The 15,823-nt window shown below is 66.2% G+C and carries 13 protein-coding genes; 6 read left to right on the top strand and 7 right to left on the bottom strand.

Annotated elements, in window-relative coordinates; all coding sequences use genetic code 11:
• The first annotated feature begins 38 nt into the window (after positions 1-38).
• Genes O7A70_RS09505 through O7A70_RS09495 form a run of 3 tightly spaced genes read left to right on the top strand, consistent with a single transcriptional unit; the run spans position 39 to position 3,906 of the window.
• The gene (locus O7A70_RS09505; protein ID WP_027146334.1) at positions 39-521 is read left to right on the top strand and encodes a (2Fe-2S)-binding protein; all 483 of its coding nucleotides are present in this window, start codon (positions 39-41) and stop codon (positions 519-521) included.
• Positions 518-1,501, top strand: coding sequence for an FAD binding domain-containing protein (locus tag O7A70_RS09500; protein ID WP_337140145.1), 984 nt, complete (start codon positions 518-520; stop codon positions 1,499-1,501). The genes O7A70_RS09505 and O7A70_RS09500 overlap by 4 nt, the downstream gene beginning before the upstream one ends.
• A complete protein-coding gene (locus O7A70_RS09495; RefSeq protein WP_337140144.1) occupies positions 1,498-3,906 on the top strand; it encodes a xanthine dehydrogenase family protein molybdopterin-binding subunit in 2,409 nt (802 codons plus the stop codon). Before O7A70_RS09500 ends, O7A70_RS09495 begins: the two co-directional genes overlap by 4 nt.
• Before the next feature lie 79 nt (positions 3,907-3,985).
• Here the strand turns inward: O7A70_RS09495 and O7A70_RS09490 are convergent, their stop codons facing one another.
• Positions 3,986-4,996, bottom strand: coding sequence for a zinc-dependent alcohol dehydrogenase family protein (locus O7A70_RS09490; RefSeq protein ID WP_337140143.1), 1,011 nt, complete (start codon positions 4,994-4,996; stop codon positions 3,986-3,988).
• Positions 4,997-5,094: 98 nt separating this feature from the next.
• On the opposite strand from O7A70_RS09490, the gene O7A70_RS09485 reads away from it, so the two are divergent.
• Positions 5,095-6,024: a LysR family transcriptional regulator gene (locus O7A70_RS09485; RefSeq protein WP_337140142.1), complete on the top strand. Its 930-nt coding sequence runs from the start codon at positions 5,095-5,097 to the stop codon at positions 6,022-6,024.
• A gap of 52 nt (positions 6,025-6,076) precedes the next feature.
• Here the strand turns inward: O7A70_RS09485 and O7A70_RS09480 are convergent, their stop codons facing one another.
• The 4 genes from O7A70_RS09480 to O7A70_RS09465 form a co-directional block, all read right to left on the bottom strand.
• Complete coding sequence (locus O7A70_RS09480; RefSeq protein ID WP_027146329.1) at positions 6,077-6,838, bottom strand: slipin family protein; 762 nt, start codon at positions 6,836-6,838, stop codon at positions 6,077-6,079.
• Positions 6,835-8,238: an NfeD family protein gene (locus O7A70_RS09475; RefSeq protein ID WP_337140141.1), complete on the bottom strand. Its 1,404-nt coding sequence runs from the start codon at positions 8,236-8,238 to the stop codon at positions 6,835-6,837. The genes O7A70_RS09480 and O7A70_RS09475 overlap by 4 nt, the downstream gene beginning before the upstream one ends.
• Positions 8,239-8,509: 271 nt before the next feature.
• The gene (locus O7A70_RS09470; RefSeq protein WP_337140140.1) at positions 8,510-8,869 is read right to left on the bottom strand and encodes an SPW repeat protein; all 360 of its coding nucleotides are present in this window, start codon (positions 8,867-8,869) and stop codon (positions 8,510-8,512) included.
• Positions 8,870-9,126: 257 nt separating this feature from the next.
• Positions 9,127-9,267, bottom strand: a complete 141-nt coding sequence (locus O7A70_RS09465; RefSeq protein ID WP_337140220.1) for a hypothetical protein — start codon at positions 9,265-9,267, stop codon at positions 9,127-9,129.
• On the opposite strand from O7A70_RS09465, the gene O7A70_RS09460 reads away from it, so the two are divergent.
• Positions 9,200-9,373, top strand: a complete 174-nt coding sequence (locus O7A70_RS09460) for an AraC family transcriptional regulator (protein ID WP_442921171.1) — start codon at positions 9,200-9,202, stop codon at positions 9,371-9,373. The two genes, O7A70_RS09465 and O7A70_RS09460, sit on opposite strands and share 68 nt — an antisense overlap.
• 174 nt (positions 9,374-9,547) lie before the next feature.
• Positions 9,548-13,813 carry an autotransporter domain-containing protein gene (locus O7A70_RS09455; RefSeq protein WP_337140139.1) on the top strand — a complete coding sequence of 1,422 codons (4,266 nt, stop codon included), beginning with the start codon at positions 9,548-9,550 and terminating at the stop codon, positions 13,811-13,813.
• 45 nt (positions 13,814-13,858) lie between these two features.
• Here O7A70_RS09455 and O7A70_RS09450 read toward each other — a convergent pair whose 3' ends face one another.
• Together O7A70_RS09450 and O7A70_RS09445 are read right to left on the bottom strand one after the other, a co-directional pair.
• The gene (locus tag O7A70_RS09450) at positions 13,859-14,740 is read right to left on the bottom strand and encodes a DMT family transporter (RefSeq protein ID WP_337140138.1); all 882 of its coding nucleotides are present in this window, start codon (positions 14,738-14,740) and stop codon (positions 13,859-13,861) included.
• Positions 14,741-14,878: 138 nt separating this feature from the next.
• Positions 14,879-15,565, bottom strand: coding sequence for an aspartyl/asparaginyl beta-hydroxylase domain-containing protein (locus O7A70_RS09445; RefSeq protein ID WP_337140137.1), 687 nt, complete (start codon positions 15,563-15,565; stop codon positions 14,879-14,881).
• Positions 15,566-15,823: the final 258 nt, after the last annotated feature.

Here is a 15,823-nt window from a genome sequence, read left to right as displayed (position 1 = left end):
TCATTCCCCAAGCGTCAAGCAACTGGAGCCAGACGCCCATGACGAGCAAGACCACAATTCCTGTCCATCTCGATATCAACGGCCAGCGTCACACGCTGGAACTCGAACCGCGTGTCACGCTGCTCGACGCCTTGCGTGACAGGCTCGGCCTGACCGGCACCAAGAAGGGCTGCGACCATGGCCAGTGCGGCGCCTGCACCGTCCATGTCGACGGCGAGCGCGTGCTGGCCTGCCTGACATTGGCCGCACAGGCCGCGGGTCGCACCATCACCACCATAGAGGGGCTTGCACGGGAGGGCGAACTGCATCCCGTGCAGGCTGCCTTCCTCGAACAGGACGCCTTCCAGTGCGGCTATTGCACGCCAGGCCAGATCATGTCGGCGGTGGCCTGCATTCGCGAGGGCCATGCCGGCTCGGACGAGGAAATCCGCGAATACATGGCCGGCAATCTCTGCCGCTGCGGCGCCTATCCGCACATCGTCGCCGCCGTGCGCCAGGCAGCGCTGGAGGCCGCGTCATGAGGGATTTTTCCTATCTTCGCGCCACTTCGGTCGACGCCGCCCGCCAGGCGGCCGCGCTCCCCGGCGCCATGCTGCTCGCCGGCGGCACCACGCTGATCGACCTCGCCAAATGCGGCGTCGCCGAACCCGACACGCTGGTTGACATCACCCATCTCAAGGGACTGGACCGGATCGAGATCGGCGAGCACAGCACCATCATCGGCGCGCTCGCCAGGATGGGCCATGTCGCCGACCACGACGACATCAAGAGCCGCTTCCCCGCCATCTCGGAGGCGCTATGGCAGGCAGCCTCGGCGCAGATCCGCAACATGGCGACCATCGGCGGCAATTTGATGCAGCGCACGCGCTGCCCCTATTTCCGCGATCCCTCGAACTTTTCGGCCTGCAACAAGCGTGTATCAGGCAGCGGCTGTTCGGCGATCGGCGGCGTCACCAGGGGCCATGCCGTGCTCGGCACCAGCGACGCCTGCATCGCCATGTACCCGGGCGACCTCGCCACCGTGCTCGTCGCCTTCGACGCGACAGTCCGTCTCGGCGATCGGCGCATCCGGGTCGATGACTTTTTCCTGTTGCCCGGCACGACGCCGGACAGGGAACACGCGATCGAGCCGGGGGAGATGATCACCGCCATCGAAATCCCCTCTTCCGCCGCCGCCCACCGCTCGACCTATCTGAAGGTCCGCGACCGGCAGTCCTACGAGTTCGCGGCGGCCAGTGCCGCCGTCGGGCTCGAACTGGAATCCGACGGACGCACCATCCGCGATCTGCGCGTGGCGCTCGGTGGTGTTGCGACCAAACCCTGGCGGGCGCGGGCCGTGGAAGCCGCGCTGAAAGGCAAGGTGCTGGAGCCGGAAGCTGTTCGGACCGCCAGCCTGCTCGCCGTCGAAGGCGCCGTCGACCAAGGCGCCAATCATTACAAGATCGAGCTCGCGCCGCGCGTCGTGGCTAGGGCTATTCTCAAGATGGGAGAAACGGCATGACCGTTCACAACATCAGACATGGCGATGCGTTCGACGGCGGCGCGGACGCGGTCGGCGGCCGGCTGTCGCGCGTCGACGGTCCGGCCAAGATCACGGGTGCCGCCAAATACGCCGTTGAGCAGCAGCTCGAAGGCCTCGCCTACGCCGCACTGGTCGAAAGTACCATCGCATCCGGCAAGGTGCGCGCCATCGACAGCAAGGCGGCCGAGGCAGCACCGGGCGTACTCAAGGTGCTGACCCCGGACACCATCATCAGCCTGAGAACCGCCTCGGACTGGTTCGGCACCCCGCCGCCCGACAAACCGTATTGCCCGCTGGCGCGCGACATCACCTTCTCGGGCCAGCACGTCGCCGCCGTCGTCGCCGAGACTTTCGAGCAGGCGGTCGCCGCGGCGGCGCTGGTCAAGGTCAGCTATGACGAGACGCCGGCAATCGTCGACCTCAGCGACGGCAAGGCCGGCGACGGCATTCCGATCGATGCCATGACCAAGGAATGGGGCGACGCGTCCGCCGCCTTCGCCTCCGCCCCGGTGCGCATCTGCGCCGCCTATAACACGCCACGCGAATACCAGGCGCCGATGGAGCCACATGGCCTGATCGCCCGCTGGGAGGGTGACCACCTCACCGTGTGGGAGCCGAGCCAGTGGCTGGACGGCATGGCGCGCACCTATGCCGAATGGTTCGCCGTGCCGTTCGAGAATGTGCGGCTGGTGTCGCCCTATGTCGGTGGCGGCTTCGGTTCCAAGGCACTGGCGCTCAGCCATGGCGCGATTGCCGCGAGTGCCGCGAAGATGCTCGGCCGGCCGGTGCGGCTGGTGATGACGCGGCCGCAGACCTTCACCAGCTATGGCGGCCGCGCCGCAACCCGCCAGACGGTGACGATCGGCGCCGACCGTGACGGCATGATCCAGTCGATCGTGCATCGCGGCGTCAACGAAACGTCCATCGACGGCATGTGGGTCGAGCCGCTGGGGTCGGTCACCTCGATCATGTACGCGACGCCAAACTTCTCGTCGAAACAGAATGTCGTGCGGGTGAATTCGGTGGTGCCGGGCGCCATGCGCGCGCCGGGTGAAAACCCATCGGCCTTCGGCATCGAAAGCGCCATCGACGAGCTCGCCTACGAGGTCGGCATCGATCCGCTGGAGATCCGGCTGAAGAACTACGCCGAGCAGGACCCGCACGCGAAAAAAGCCTGGTCGACCAGACAGTTGCGCGAAGCTTTTGCAGCAGGCGCCGAACGCTTCGGATGGGCCAGGCGCACAGCCGAGCCGCGCTCGATGCGCGACGGCAACCAGCTGATCGGCTGGGGCGTCGCCGCCGGCACCTATCCGGTGCGGCGCGCCTATGGCGAAGCGATGGTGCGCATCCTGGCCGACGGCTCGGTCGAGGTCGAGAGCTCCTCGATCGACATGGGCCAGGGCACCTACACCATCCTGGCGCAGACCGCCGCCGAAACGGTTGGCGTGAGCGCAGACGACGTCGTGGTGAAGCTCGGCGATTCCCGGTTTCCCCGCGCCGGCGTCACCGGCGGCTCACGGCTGGCCGGCGTGATGACGGGCGCGGTCCACAAGGCGGCGACCTCGGCGCTCGACCAGCTGATCGGCTTGGCCATCAGCGATCCGCGCTCGCCCTTCCACACGCTGCAGGCCAACACTTTGGTCGTCGCCAATGGCCGCATCGGCTCGCCACGCGGCGATGGTCCCGATGTCTCGGTCGCCGAACTGCTCAAAAGCATCGGCCGCGACGGCATCGAGGCGACCGGCGACACCATGCCGGCCAATTCGACGGCAGAGGATCGCTACAAGAACTACACCACCATCGCCATGGCGCTGCCGCACACCGAGGGCGACTATTCCCGCCACTCCTGGTGCGCGCATTTCGTCGAGGTGCGCGTCGACGAGGATTTCGGCACGGTGCGCGTGTCGCGGGTGGTGTCGGCGCTGGATTCGGGCCGGCTCTACAATCCGAAGCTGGCCGAAAGCCAGTGGAAGGGCGGCATCATCATGGGTATCGGCCAGGCGCTGCTCGAAGAAGGCATCATGGACCGCCGCCACGGCCGCATCGTCAACAACAACCTCGCCGATTATCTCGTCCCGACCAACGCCGACGTCCCCGAGATCGAGGTGATCTCGGTCGGCATCCCCGACCTGCACTCCTCCGTGCTCGGCGGCAAGGGTGTCGGCGAACTGGCGATCGTCGGCATGGCGCCGGCCATTGCCAATGCCGTGTTCCACGCAACGGGCAAGCGGATCCGGGATCTGCCCATCACGTTGGAAAAGCTGATCGGAGGGTGGAACTGCCAATCTCCCCCCTTGAGGGGGAGATGGCCGGCAGGCCAGAGGGGGGCGCTGTCCCGCCGGCGTCTCAGCGGTTGCGAAGCGCAAGCTCCCCAGCGCTTCTAGATTGACCGAAAGGCCTTGATCCTTCGCGCCCCCTCTGCCCTGCCGGGCATCTCCCCCACGAGGGGGGAGATCGGCTGCTTCACCACTCCAGCCCGAACACCAGCTTGCCGAAATGCAGGCCGCCGGCGGCCATGTGGGTGTAGGCTTCGCTCGCTTGATCGGGTGAAAACATCTTGTCGACCACCGGCTCGATCCTGGCCGCGCCGATGGCACGGGCGGCGTCGAAAAGATTGGATACGGATCCGGTGTTGTTGCCGACCACCTTCAGCGCCTTGATGATGATCGGCAGCAGATTGATCGTGGCTTCCGCACCGGTGACGAAGCCGATGGTGAACAGCGTGCCGCCGGGCGCGGTGGCGTTGACCGCACGGGCGAAGGTGGCGGTTCCGCCGGTCTCGACGATGAGGTCGGCGCCGAGGCCGCCGGTCAGCTCCAGCACCTTGCCGTCCCAGTCGGGCGTCGCGCGGTAGTTGATGAGATGATCGGCGCCGAGCGCCTTCGCCCGCTCCAGCTTTTCGTCCGACGACGAGGTGATGATGACGGTGGCGCCGGCGGCTTTCGCGAGCTGCAGGGTAAAGATCGAGACGCCGCCAGTGCCAAGCAGCACCACGACCGAGCCCGGCCCGACATTGGCGGCGCGGACGGCGTTCCAGGCGGTGGTGCCGGCGATCGGCAGGGTCGAAGCCGCCTCGAAGGAGAGATGCGCCGGGACCGCCACCAGCGAATTGGCCGGCAGCGCCACATATTCGGCCAGCGACCCCGGCATCGAGACGCCGCGCATCTGCGTCATCTCGTAAGGCCGGGGCGGCCCACCGATCCAGCGCGGCTTGGCATGCGCGACGACGCGATCACCGATGGCGAACCTGGTAACGCCCTCGCCCAGCGCGACGATCTCGCCGGCGCCGTCGGCGACGGGGATGAGCGGGAAACTCGGTCCGGGATAATTGCCGCTCGCCACCGCCACATCGACGAAATTGAGGCTCGCCGCACGCTGGCGGATCAGCACCTCGCCGCGCTGCGGTTCGGGGGTTGCAACAGTGGCGGCGCGGAAGGCGTCCAGCCTGGGCTGGCTGAGTTCGATGGCTTTCATGGTTTCACTCCGGTGGGACGATTTGTTCGATTGAGTGAACCTATTTGCTGCGCTATCTCTGGATAATCCTTGTTTTTTGCAATTGAGAACTGTGAATAATGCAGCAATCTCACGAACCCGCTGCCCTTGCCGAGATGGCCGCCTTCGCCGCTATCGCCGAGGCGCGCTCCTTCACCCGGGCGGCGGCACGTGTCGGGCGCGACGCGACCATCCTGTCGCGGCGCCTGCAATCGCTGGAGGCGCGGCTTGGGGTGAGGTTGCTCTCGCGCACGACGCGCAGCGTGTCGCTGACCGAAGCGGGTGCCGAATTCCTGGTGCGTGTGCGCGCCATCCTCGCATCCGTCGACGAGGCTGAGGCCGCAGCGTCCGCGCATGCCGGGGGCGGCCCGCGCGGCGTGCTCAGGCTGGCGCTGCCCGGCACGTTCGGGCGCATGTGGATCGGGCCGCTGCTGCCTCAGTTCCTTGCCGAATTTCCCGATGTCCGCATCGAGGCCGAATTCTCCAACCGCTTCACCGATCTGGTCGCCGAGAATTTCGATGTCGCCGTGCGGCTGGGCAGCCTGGAGGATTCGCGCCTGGTGGCACGCAAGGTGGCGACCCGACGCCGGCTGCTCTGCGCCGCTCCCTCCTATCTCGCCCGCAGGGGCAGGCCGGAGACACCCCAGGCGCTGCTCGACCATGCCTGCCTGGGCTTCTCGGGCTTCCAGACCTTTCCAGCCTGGGAGATGACCGACCGCGAGGGCCGGCGCGCACGCATCGAGGTTTCGGGGCCGTTGGTCACCGACGATGCCGAGGTGCTGGTCGACGCCGCCGTGCAAGGCGTCGGCTTGATGATGAGCACTGATTGGCTGGTCGGCCGCGAGCTTGCCGACGGACGGCTGGTGCCCGTGCTGGAGGAGTGGACGCTGGCGGACGAAGGCGCGGTCTACGTCGTCACGCCTTCGGCCAAGGGAAAAGCCGCCAAGACCCGCGCCTTCACCGACTGGATCGGCAAGCGCTTCGCGCCGGAGCCGCCGTGGCGGCGGTGAAGGTTGAAGCTATGTGGCTGGCGAAGACGCCGATCGCCCTCTCGTGGGGGAACTACGCGCTCTTCCCGTGCTTCAGGAATTGGCTGAGCAAGTCCACCGGCAGCGGGAACACCACCGTGGACGAGCGCTCGCCGGCGATGTCGTGCAAGGCCTCGAAATAGCGCAGCTGCATGGCCTGCGGCTCGGCGGCAAGCATGCGGCCCGCCTCGACCAGTTTCGCCGCCGCCTGCTGCTCGCCTTCGGCATTGATCACCTTGGCGCGCCGCAGCCGCTCGGCCTCGGCCTGTTTGGCGATGGCGCGGACCATGTTCTCGTTGAGGTCGACATGCTTGATCTCGACATTGGACACCTTGATGCCCCACGCATCGGTGCGCTGGTCAAGGATTTCCTGGATGTCGCTGTTGAGCTTGTCGCGCTCGGCCAGCATCTCGTCGAGCTCGTGCTTGCCGAGCACCGATCGCAGCGTGGTCTGCGCCAGCTGGTTGGTGGCGGCCATGTAGTCCTCGACCTGGATGACCGCCCGCTCGGCGTCGACGATGCGGAAATAAAGCACGGCATTGACCTTCACCGAGACGTTGTCGCGCGAAATCACGTCCTGCGGCGGCACGTCCTGCACCACCACGCGCAGGTCGACCTTCACCATCTGCTGGACGAAGGGGATCAGAATGATGAGGCCGGGTCCCCTGACCCCGGTGAAGCGGCCGAGCGTGAAGACCACGCCGCGCTGATATTCCCTGAGGATGCGGATAGCCGCGGACAGGAACATGACCACAAGAAGCGCAAGTACTAGGTAGGCCACATAACCGATGTTCATTGCCTTGCTCCATTCCTTCCCGCGTCGCGCCGTCGCACGGTCAGCACGAGATCGGCGATCTCGGTCACCTCGACGCTGTCGCCGGCCGCGACGGGTTCATCGGCCCTGGCCCGCCAGCGCTCACCCAAGGCCAGCACATGGCCCTCGCCGCCCTGCCAGTCGAGGATCTCGGCCGGCTGGCCGCGCATTGCCTCGCCGCCGACGCGCGGCGGCTTCCGGCGCGCCGCCCAGAGATAGGTGCCGCTCAGCAGCGCCAATCCAAGCGTCAGCGCGGCGGCGGGACCGATGACGGCCCATGACAGGGCAAAGCCCGGCCCCTCGACCCGCAGCAGCATGGCGGCACCGAACAGAAAGGCGACCACGCCGCCGAGCCCGAGCACGACCGTGGGATTGAAGGCCTCGATGATCAGGAAAATGACGCCGAGCAGCATCAGGGCAAGGCCGGTATAGTTGATCGGCAGGAGATCGAGCGCATAGAGGCCGAGCACGAGACAGGTGGTGCCGATGACGCCAGGCGCGACCGCGCCCGGGCTGGTGAACTCGAAGACGATGCCATAGACGCCGACCAGCATCAGGATGACGGCGGTGTTCGGATCGGTGATGACGGAAAGCAGCTGGATGAACCAGCCCGGCTCCAGCGTCTCGACCGGCAGCCCCTTCGTCGCCAGCACCACTTTCTTGCCGGCCACATCGACGGTGCGCCCATCGGCCAGTTGCAGCAGCTCGGTGGTGTCGCGGGCGACGAGATCGATCACATGTTCCTGTAATGCCGCATTGGCCGAAAGGCTCGCCGCTTCGCGCACGGCCTTCTCGCCCCAGTCGCCGTTGCGCCCGCGCAGTTCGGCAAGAGAGCGGATCAGGGCGACCGCGTCATTGGTCACCTTGGCCATCATCGCGTCGCCCGCCGGCCGCCCGCCGGCTTCCTTCTGGTCGCCCCCGCCCTTCTGGTCACCCACCTCCTTCTGATCGCCCTTGTCGCCGTCCGGAAGCGACGGCAAGCCGCCAATCTCCATCGGCGTCGCCGCACCCAGATTGGTGCCGGGCGCCATCGCCGCGACATGGGTGGCATAGAGGATATAGGTGCCGGCACTTGCCGCATGGCCGCCGGCCGGCGCGACATAGCCGATGACAGGCACCGGCGACGCCAGGATGTCGGCGATCATCTCGCGCATCGAGGTGACCAGTCCGCCCGGCGTGTCGAGCTGCAGGATGAGGACCGCCGCGTCCCGCCTGGCCGCGGCATCGAGCGCTTCCTTGAGCTGCCTGCTGCTTGCCGGCCCGATGGCGCCGTCAATGGCGACGCTCAGCGCAACCTTTTCGCTCCCGGCTGAGGAGACGGGAGAAAGCACAGCCGCGACGACGAAGGCCGCGGCAAGAAGGGCCACCCGCGCGAAGGTCACGCTCAAACTCCTACCCAAGATATGGGTTCGATCTCACCGAAATCCATGGGCGCGGCCTCCCGATCGCAAGCGGGTGGCCAGATCGGCACGGGTGGTCCGGCAAACGGATGCCGGCGGACATTCACAAAAGTGCCCGAACGCGGCGCGCGGCACCCATCGCCCTCGCGGCACCAGGGCGCCAGCCCAAATTTCGTGTACCTTGGACGCGCATTCCATATCTGCGGGAGGAGCCCGTCACTCGCGCGCCGAGCCCCACCTTGGTCCGTCCCAATCACGCGTGCGCGTGCGGGTGACGGAAGTCCCAGACGGCCCAGCCGGATACGGCAACCACCAGCACGCCGAGAACGACGTCAGTGGCCATCGCATGTGTGTTCGCCATGAAACCGAGTAGCCAGGGCGAAACGATCAGCCAGAGCCCGAGAACGACACTCACCCATTCTTCCCACTCGGCGAATGCGGTAAGCGCTGCCAGAGCCATGACACCCAGCACGACGCCAACAACCCAGGCGTTCCATGCAGGTGCGGTTTCAGCAGCGAAGCCGATTATCCAAGGTGAGATGAACAGGCAGATGGCAAGGACCAGATTGAGCCAGTCCTGGCCCTTCTTTCCTTCCATGAGCATATTAGCCATGACAACCTCCATAGATGAAGCTTGACCAAAGCATTACATTCGCGTGCGACGCACGCTTAGTCATTGATGTAATTATGCTTCGCGTGGCCTTCAAGACCTGCTCGGCGGCAGCCTCGGCCGGGCGTAGGTGGGGTTGTATTCTTGCGAAGTCCATGAAGGAGCCGACGTCGGAGATCGGCGACGAAGAGACGGCCTCTCCTACTCCGGCGACGGCACCGGCGGCTTGGAGGTCAGCGCCGTGCCGGCGGCGGCCACGATTAGGGGCGGCGATGCCGGCCAGTTGCGGCCAGCGCGCCGAGCCCCGGTTCCAGGCAGGTCAGCGTGCCATGGATGCGCGCCGGCATGCGGGTCAGCGACATCGCCATGATAAGCGGATTCAGCGATGTGTCGTACTTCAACCGCTGCTTCCGTCTCCGGTTCGGCCGTACGCAGACGAGCGCCAGATGGACCTGGGCACCTCCGCGACGGGTGAACCGGCGCGGCCATGCCCGATTGTCTCCGTGAGAGACCGAAAGCCAGGGCACCGGCGGCAATCAGCGGGCCAAACCGCCACAGTGCGCGAAAAAGGCACGGCACCTCACTCCAGTCCAATTCCAGTGCGGCCTTGCCCAAGACAACAGCCGGGCGCCGATGACATGTCAGCCTCAGGGCGAAACGACTGTCATGTCAGGGGATTGAATGCCGCAGAATGGATTTGAAGGCCGCAAGGCGCAGGCGTTGAAATATCTGGCGCTGACGTCGACGGCGCTGATCGGCCTTGGCCAGCCGATCCCTGCATCAGCAGCCGAGGTCTGGACCGGCGCCGCCTCCACGAACTGGTTCGCCACCGGAAACTGGAAATCCGCCGCTGTCCCGACATCGAGCGACGACGTCATTCTCGATCCGGTGTTCCCTCACCCGACCGTGGTCGATGCGGCGAATGCGGCCGCCCATTATCTGTTTATGGGCACCATTTCGAGTTACTCGGGCTCGCTGACGATCACCAATGGGGGCACGCTTGCCGACACCGCCGGCTTCGTCGGCTACGTTTCGAACGCAAACGGCACTGTAAAGGTCGTTGGACCAGGCTCCATTTGGAACAACAGTTCGGATCTTTTCCTTGCCTTGGGCACCGGCAGCACCGGCACGTTGACGATCTCCGGCGGCGGCGCTGTGAGCGACACAGTGGGTCATGTCGGCTATGGCCTGGGCACCGGCACCGCAACGGTGGACGGCCCGGGCTCGACATGGATCAACAGTGGGGATCTCTACATCGCCGAATTTGGCACCGGCACGCTGGACATCACCAATGGCGGCTTGGTCAGCAATGCCGTGGGGACCGTAGGTTGGCATGCGGGCTCCACCGGCGCGGTGACGGTCGACGGAGCGGGTTCGATATGGGCGAATTCTTCCCACCTGTTCGTCGGCGATCAGGGCACCGGTGCGCTGAACATTTCGAAAGGCGGCACGGTCAGCAATCAGAGCGGCATTCTGGGTAATCTGGCGGGCTCCATTGGCACAGCAACTGTCGACGGTGCTGGCTCGGCCTGGGCGAACGCGGCGCTCGCGGTCGGGAACGCGGGCTTCGGCGCGCTGACGATCACGAATGGCGGCGTGGTCACCAGTTCGGTGGGTTATGCCGGCTATGATGTGGGCTCCCAGGGCCAGGTGACGGTCGATGGTGCCGGCTCGACCTGGAGCAACACCTCCGACCTCTTCATCGGCTTCCAAGGTGAGGGCAGGCTGGGGGTCTCGAACGGCGGCGCAGTCAGCAACAAAAACGGTATGATCGGCGCGATGGCAGGCTCGACCGGCCTGGCGTTCGTCGATGGCGCCGGCTCGACCTGGAAAAGCAGCTCCAACCTGGCTGTGGGCGATTACGGCGACGGCACCCTGGCGATCTCCCACGGCGGCGCCGTCAGCAGCTTCTGGGCGACTATCGGCGCGAAGGCAGGCTCGACCGGCACGGTGTTTATCGAAAACACCGGCTCGACCTGGACCATCAACTCCAACCTGGCGGTAGGCGATTTCGGCGCCGGCACCCTGGGGATAACCGAGGGCGGCGTCGTCAGCAATGCCTCGGCCTATGTTGGCGACTCGGCGGGTTCGACCGGCACAGTGTTCGTCAGAGGCGCGGGCGCGGCCTGGAACAGCAGCGGGAACCTGTATGTCGGCGGGCTCGGCACCGGCACGCTGAAGGTCTCGCAAGGCGGGACCGTCAGCAGTGGCGCTGCCACCATCGGCGGCGGCGCCGCCGCGGTCGGCACCGTAACGGTCGACGGCGCCGGCTCGACCTGGACGGACAGTTCGGATCTGATTGTCGGCGACCAGGGTACGGGCACGCTGACGATCACCAATGGCGGCGCTGTCAGCAATCACACCGGCTATGTGGGCAATGCCGCGGGCTCCATGGGCACGGCCACCGTCGATGGCGCGGGCTCGAGCTGGACAAACAGTTCGAACCTGATCGTCGGTGATCAGGGCACCGGCATGCTGACGATTTCAAATGGCGGCATTGTCAGTGACATCAAAGGCTTCGTCGCGCTCGAAATCGGTTCGGCCAGCGGGGTTTCGGTCAATGGACCGGGGTCGACCTGGATGAATTCGGGCGATCTGTCCGTCGGCTTCAAGGGCGCCGGTTCCCTCCAGATCGGCGACGGCGGCCAGGTCGTCAACCAGGCTGCGACCCTCGGTGAATTCGGTACCGCCACAGCGGCGGTGACAGTGAACGGGCCGGGATCTTCCTGGAGCACCGACAAGCTTCTTACCGTGGGCAGCAGCGGCCATGCGATACTTTCAATCTCCGGCGGCGGTTCAGCGGATGCCGATTACGTTTTTGTCGGCGCGGGAGCAACAGCCACGGGTGGAGTTAGCGTCGACGGTTCGGGCTCCAAATGGACCAACAAGAACGGGATGTATCTCGGCGGCCTCGGAAACGGCACGCTCGCCGTCACCAATGGCGGCGTGGCCTCCGGCGGCCTTGCTTACCTGGCGATCGGTGCCGATGCATCGGGCCAGGCAACCGTCGATGGCCCGACCTCGCTATGGGAGGTCCATGGCGACTTGGCGATCGGTTTCGGCGGCACGGGGTCAGTGACGCTCTCCAACGGCGGCACGGTCATAGCGGACGGCCTTACCGTGATCGCCGGCCAGGCCGGCTCAACCGGCACCCTCAACATCGGCGGCGCGGCAGGCTCCGCGGCGACGGGCGCCGGCATCTTCGATCCGGCGGCGTTGCAATTCGGCAATGGCACGGGCGCGCTCAATTTCAATCACACTGACGCCAACTACGTGTTCGGCGCTGCCGTCAGCGGGCTGGGAACGATCAACCAGATCGCCGGCAACACCAACCTGACGGCCAATTCGAGCGGTTTCACCGGTGCGACCAACGTGAGCGGCGGACGGCTGGCCGTGAACGGGTCGCTGGCGAGTTCGCTTGTGACCATCACCGGCGGCACACTGGGCGGCAATGGCACGGTGGGCGCCATCGCGGCGCATTCGGGCGGCATCATCGCGCCGGGCAATTCGATCGGCACGCTGCATGTCGCGGGCAATCTCGACCAGGCGGCGGGCTCGATCTACCAAGTCGAGCTGACCTCGACCGGCCAGTCCGATCTTATTGATGCGACGGGTACGGCGACCATCGCCGCCGGCGCCATTCTCGACCTGGTCAAGACGGACGCCGCGCCTTACGTGGTTGGCACGCATTACACGGTACTGGAGGCCGACGCCGGCGTCACCGGCACCTACACGATCAGCGGGCTGGGCCCGTTCAGCGGCCTTTTCGCCAGTTACGACCCGACGCATGTCTATCTTGACGTGATGCAGGCAAAGGCCTTCGCCGACGTCGGCCTGACGCCCAATCAGATCGCCACCGGCGGCGGCGCCGAAAGCCTTGGCGCCGGCAATCCGCTGTTTGATGCCATCTTCGCCCTGCCGAGTGAAGCCGCCGCCCAGGACGCTTTCGACCAGCTTTCGGGCGAAATTCACGCCTCGGCCAAGGGCATGCTGCTGGAGGACAGCCGCTTCGTCCGCGACGCCGCCAGCAATCGCATCTGCGCCGCCTTCGGCGATATTGGTGCGGCAGCGTTGCCGGTCATGGCTTATGGCGAAGGCGGGCCCGAAATGGTCGCCGCCGATACCGACCGCTTCGCCGTCTGGGGCCAGGGCTTCGGCTCCTGGGGCAAGACGGATTCCGACGGCAACGCCGCCGCCTTCGACCGCTCGACCGGTGGCCTGCTGGCCGGTGCCGACACTTTGGTCGGCGGCTGGCGCATTGGCCTCATTGGCGGCTACAGCCATTCCTCCTTTGAGGTGGATGAGCGTCAGTCATCCGGCAAGAGCGACAGCTACCATCTCGGCCTCTATGGCGGCACAAATTGGGGTGCCATCGCCTTCCGCACCGGTGCGGCCTACAGCTGGAGCAGCCTCTCGACAAAACGCTCCGTCGCCTTCAACGGCTTCGCCGATCAGCTCTCGGCCGACTACGACGCCGGCACGGCGCAAGTGTTCGGCGAACTCGCCTATAAGGCCGATGCCGGGCGCTTCAAGTTCGAACCCTTCGCCAATCTCGCTTATGTCAGCCTGCATACCGACGGCTTCACCGAAACGGGCGGTGCGGCGGCCTTGACCAGCACCGGCGCAAGCACCAACGCCACCTTCACCACGCTGGGCCTGCGGGGCTCGACCGGCTTCATGCTTGGCGGCATCGACGCCACCGCGCGCGGCATGCTCGGCTGGCGCCACGCCTTCGGCGATGTCACGCCGACGTCCAGCTTCGCCTTCACCGGAGGTGACGCCTTCACGATCGCCGGCGTGCCTGTCGCCAGGGACGCCGCGGTGATCGAGGCCGGCCTCGACCTCGACATGTCGGCCAATGCGACGCTCGGCCTGTCCTACACCGGGCAGTTCGGCGGCGGCACGGTCGACCAGGGCGCGAAGATCAATCTGGGCCTGCGGTTTTGAACAACCGGCCGTGCAGCGTGAGCCTGCGCCTTCCTCGACCCGACCCTACTCCGGCGAAGGCACCGGCGGCTTCGAGGTCAGCGCGGTGCCGCCGGCGGCCACGATCACGGCGGCGATGCCGGCCAGTTGCGGCATGGTCAGGTTTTCCCGCAGGAATAAAAACCCGGCCAGCGCGCCGAGTCCCGGTTCCAGGCAGGTCAGCGTGCCATAAATGCGCGCCGGCATGCGGGTCAGCGCCACCATTTCCAGGAAGAACGGCAGCGCGCTGGAAAACAGGCCGACGAGCAGCGCGCTGACCAGGATCGATGGCGCGAGCAGCGCCGATCCTGCTTCCGCGATGCCGAAGGGCAGCACCAGCACGGCGGCGATGGCCATGCCATAGGCGGTGGTGCGGGTGCCGAGTTCCGCGCCCGCCTTCTGCGCCAGCACGATATAGAGCGCCCAGAACCCGCCGGCGGCCAGCGCCAGCATCACGCCGGTTGGATCAAGCGGCTGCAGCGAGCGGATGAAAGGCGACAACAGGACGATGCCGGCGACCGCCAGCGCGATCCAGGCAAAGTCGCTGGCCCGCCGCGAGGTCAGCGTCGCCACGAGCAGGGGACCGGAAAACTCCAGCGCCACCGCGACGCCGAGCGGGATCCTGGCAAGCGCTGCGTAGAACAGAAGGTTGAGCGCGCACAGCGTCACCCCATAGGCGACGAGCCACGGCAGAGTGGCGCGCGAGGGCCGCATCTGCCAGGGCCGCAGCACCGCGATCAGCATCAGCGCGCCGATGACCAGCCTGAGCGTCGTCGTGCCCTGCGCGCCGATCACCGGGAACAGCGTCTTGGCGAAGGTGGCGCCGATCTGGATCGACACCATGGCGCCCATCAGTGCCGCGACCGGCAAGGGTGCTGCTTCGCGGCTGGCAACCGGCATTGATGTCACTTGTGCTTCATCCTCCATGCCGGCAGGCGCAAACCTGCTGGCAGGAACGCAATAGGCTGAACCGGCCTTGCTGTCGTGAGACAGCGCGGATGCGTCGATGAGGGCACGGCCAAATGGGATGAACGGCGGTCGCGCAGTTCAGCCGGAAAAGGACACGCCCCTGTGGCGCATGCCCGCCTGCACGCCGCGCACGATCAGCCGGGACAGGACTTCCATGTCCAGCGGCATTCCCGGACGCCAGACATCGAGCAGCAGCGCAACGCGGGGCTCGTCGGCATTGTTCATCACCTCGTGCGGGAAAGTGTCGTCCCAGAGCAGGCCTTCGCCATCCGTGATCCGCTTCTCCTGATGATTGATCATCATGATGGTCGCCGGGCGGCCATCGGCCTGCCGCGGAATGACCAGGCCGAGATGAAAGCGCATGATGCCGCGAAACGGTCCGCGATGGCTGGGAATGTGCTTGCGCGGCGCCAGGAACGAGATGGCCGCCGATTTGACTTCGGGGCACTCGGCGAGCAACCGGCTCAGAACCGGCATCCGCGCCAGGTTTTCGGGTATCCCGATGTCGTAGGCCTTGAGCACGAACATGCGCCAGTCGAGGCCGTCATTGGCCGAGATCTCGGCCTGTTCCGGCATGATGTCGTGGAAGCGCGGCGCCCCACCCGGCCGCACGGCAAGCGCTTCGTCGCGAATGGCCTGCCAGGCGGCGGTGAATTTCGCCGCGTTCGGAAAATCGGTGGCGGCATCGAGGATAGCCGGCGCGTCTATGCGCTTTTCATAGACACGCCGGACCCCATCGGATGCAAGATCGTAGATGCGCGACATCTCATTGCCTCGAGAGCACGATAAACGGGCCGCCGATGGTTCGGGTTGCACTTTTTGTTCATTGCGTCGTGAACTACGATACTATCCGCGGCCCCGTCTTGACGTCGACGATCTCGGGCTTGGCGGTATCGACCGCGCCATCTCAACCGCCGCCGAGCGCCTCATTTCGACGTAGTTGGTCGCCGGCAGGACGCGGCTCTGCAGCAGCGAATCCTCAGCCGAGTAGAGCAAGTGCTGGGCGTGGAGCGCGTCGAGAAG

The organism is Mesorhizobium sp. Cs1299R1N1, assembly GCF_037179655.1.
Taxonomy (GTDB): domain Bacteria; phylum Pseudomonadota; class Alphaproteobacteria; order Rhizobiales; family Rhizobiaceae; genus Mesorhizobium; species Mesorhizobium salmacidum.
The sequence above is the reverse complement of the archived record's forward strand: the minus strand, read 5'-3'. Positions and strand labels throughout refer to the sequence as shown.

What these genes read in the sequence shown, in the direction of transcription:
- O7A70_RS09505 (WP_027146334.1), top strand. Translation starts at nt 39, where the DNA reads ATGACGAGCAAGACCACAATTCCTGTCCATCTCGATATCAACGGCCAG.
- O7A70_RS09500 (WP_337140145.1), top strand. Translation starts at nt 518, where the DNA reads ATGAGGGATTTTTCCTATCTTCGCGCCACTTCGGTCGACGCCGCCCGC.
- O7A70_RS09495 (WP_337140144.1), top strand. Translation starts at nt 1,498, where the DNA reads ATGACCGTTCACAACATCAGACATGGCGATGCGTTCGACGGCGGCGCG.
- O7A70_RS09490 (WP_337140143.1), bottom strand. Translation starts at nt 4,996, where the DNA reads ATGAAAGCCATCGAACTCAGCCAGCCCAGGCTGGACGCCTTCCGCGCC.
- O7A70_RS09485 (WP_337140142.1), top strand. Translation starts at nt 5,095, where the DNA reads ATGCAGCAATCTCACGAACCCGCTGCCCTTGCCGAGATGGCCGCCTTC.
- O7A70_RS09480 (WP_027146329.1), bottom strand. Translation starts at nt 6,838, where the DNA reads ATGAACATCGGTTATGTGGCCTACCTAGTACTTGCGCTTCTTGTGGTC.
- O7A70_RS09470 (WP_337140140.1), bottom strand. Translation starts at nt 8,869, where the DNA reads ATGGCTAATATGCTCATGGAAGGAAAGAAGGGCCAGGACTGGCTCAAT.
- O7A70_RS09460 (WP_442921171.1), top strand. Translation starts at nt 9,200, where the DNA reads ATGCGCGCCGGCATGCGGGTCAGCGACATCGCCATGATAAGCGGATTC.
- O7A70_RS09455 (WP_337140139.1), top strand. Translation starts at nt 9,548, where the DNA reads ATGCCGCAGAATGGATTTGAAGGCCGCAAGGCGCAGGCGTTGAAATAT.
- O7A70_RS09445 (WP_337140137.1), bottom strand. Translation starts at nt 15,565, where the DNA reads ATGTCGCGCATCTACGATCTTGCATCCGATGGGGTCCGGCGTGTCTAT.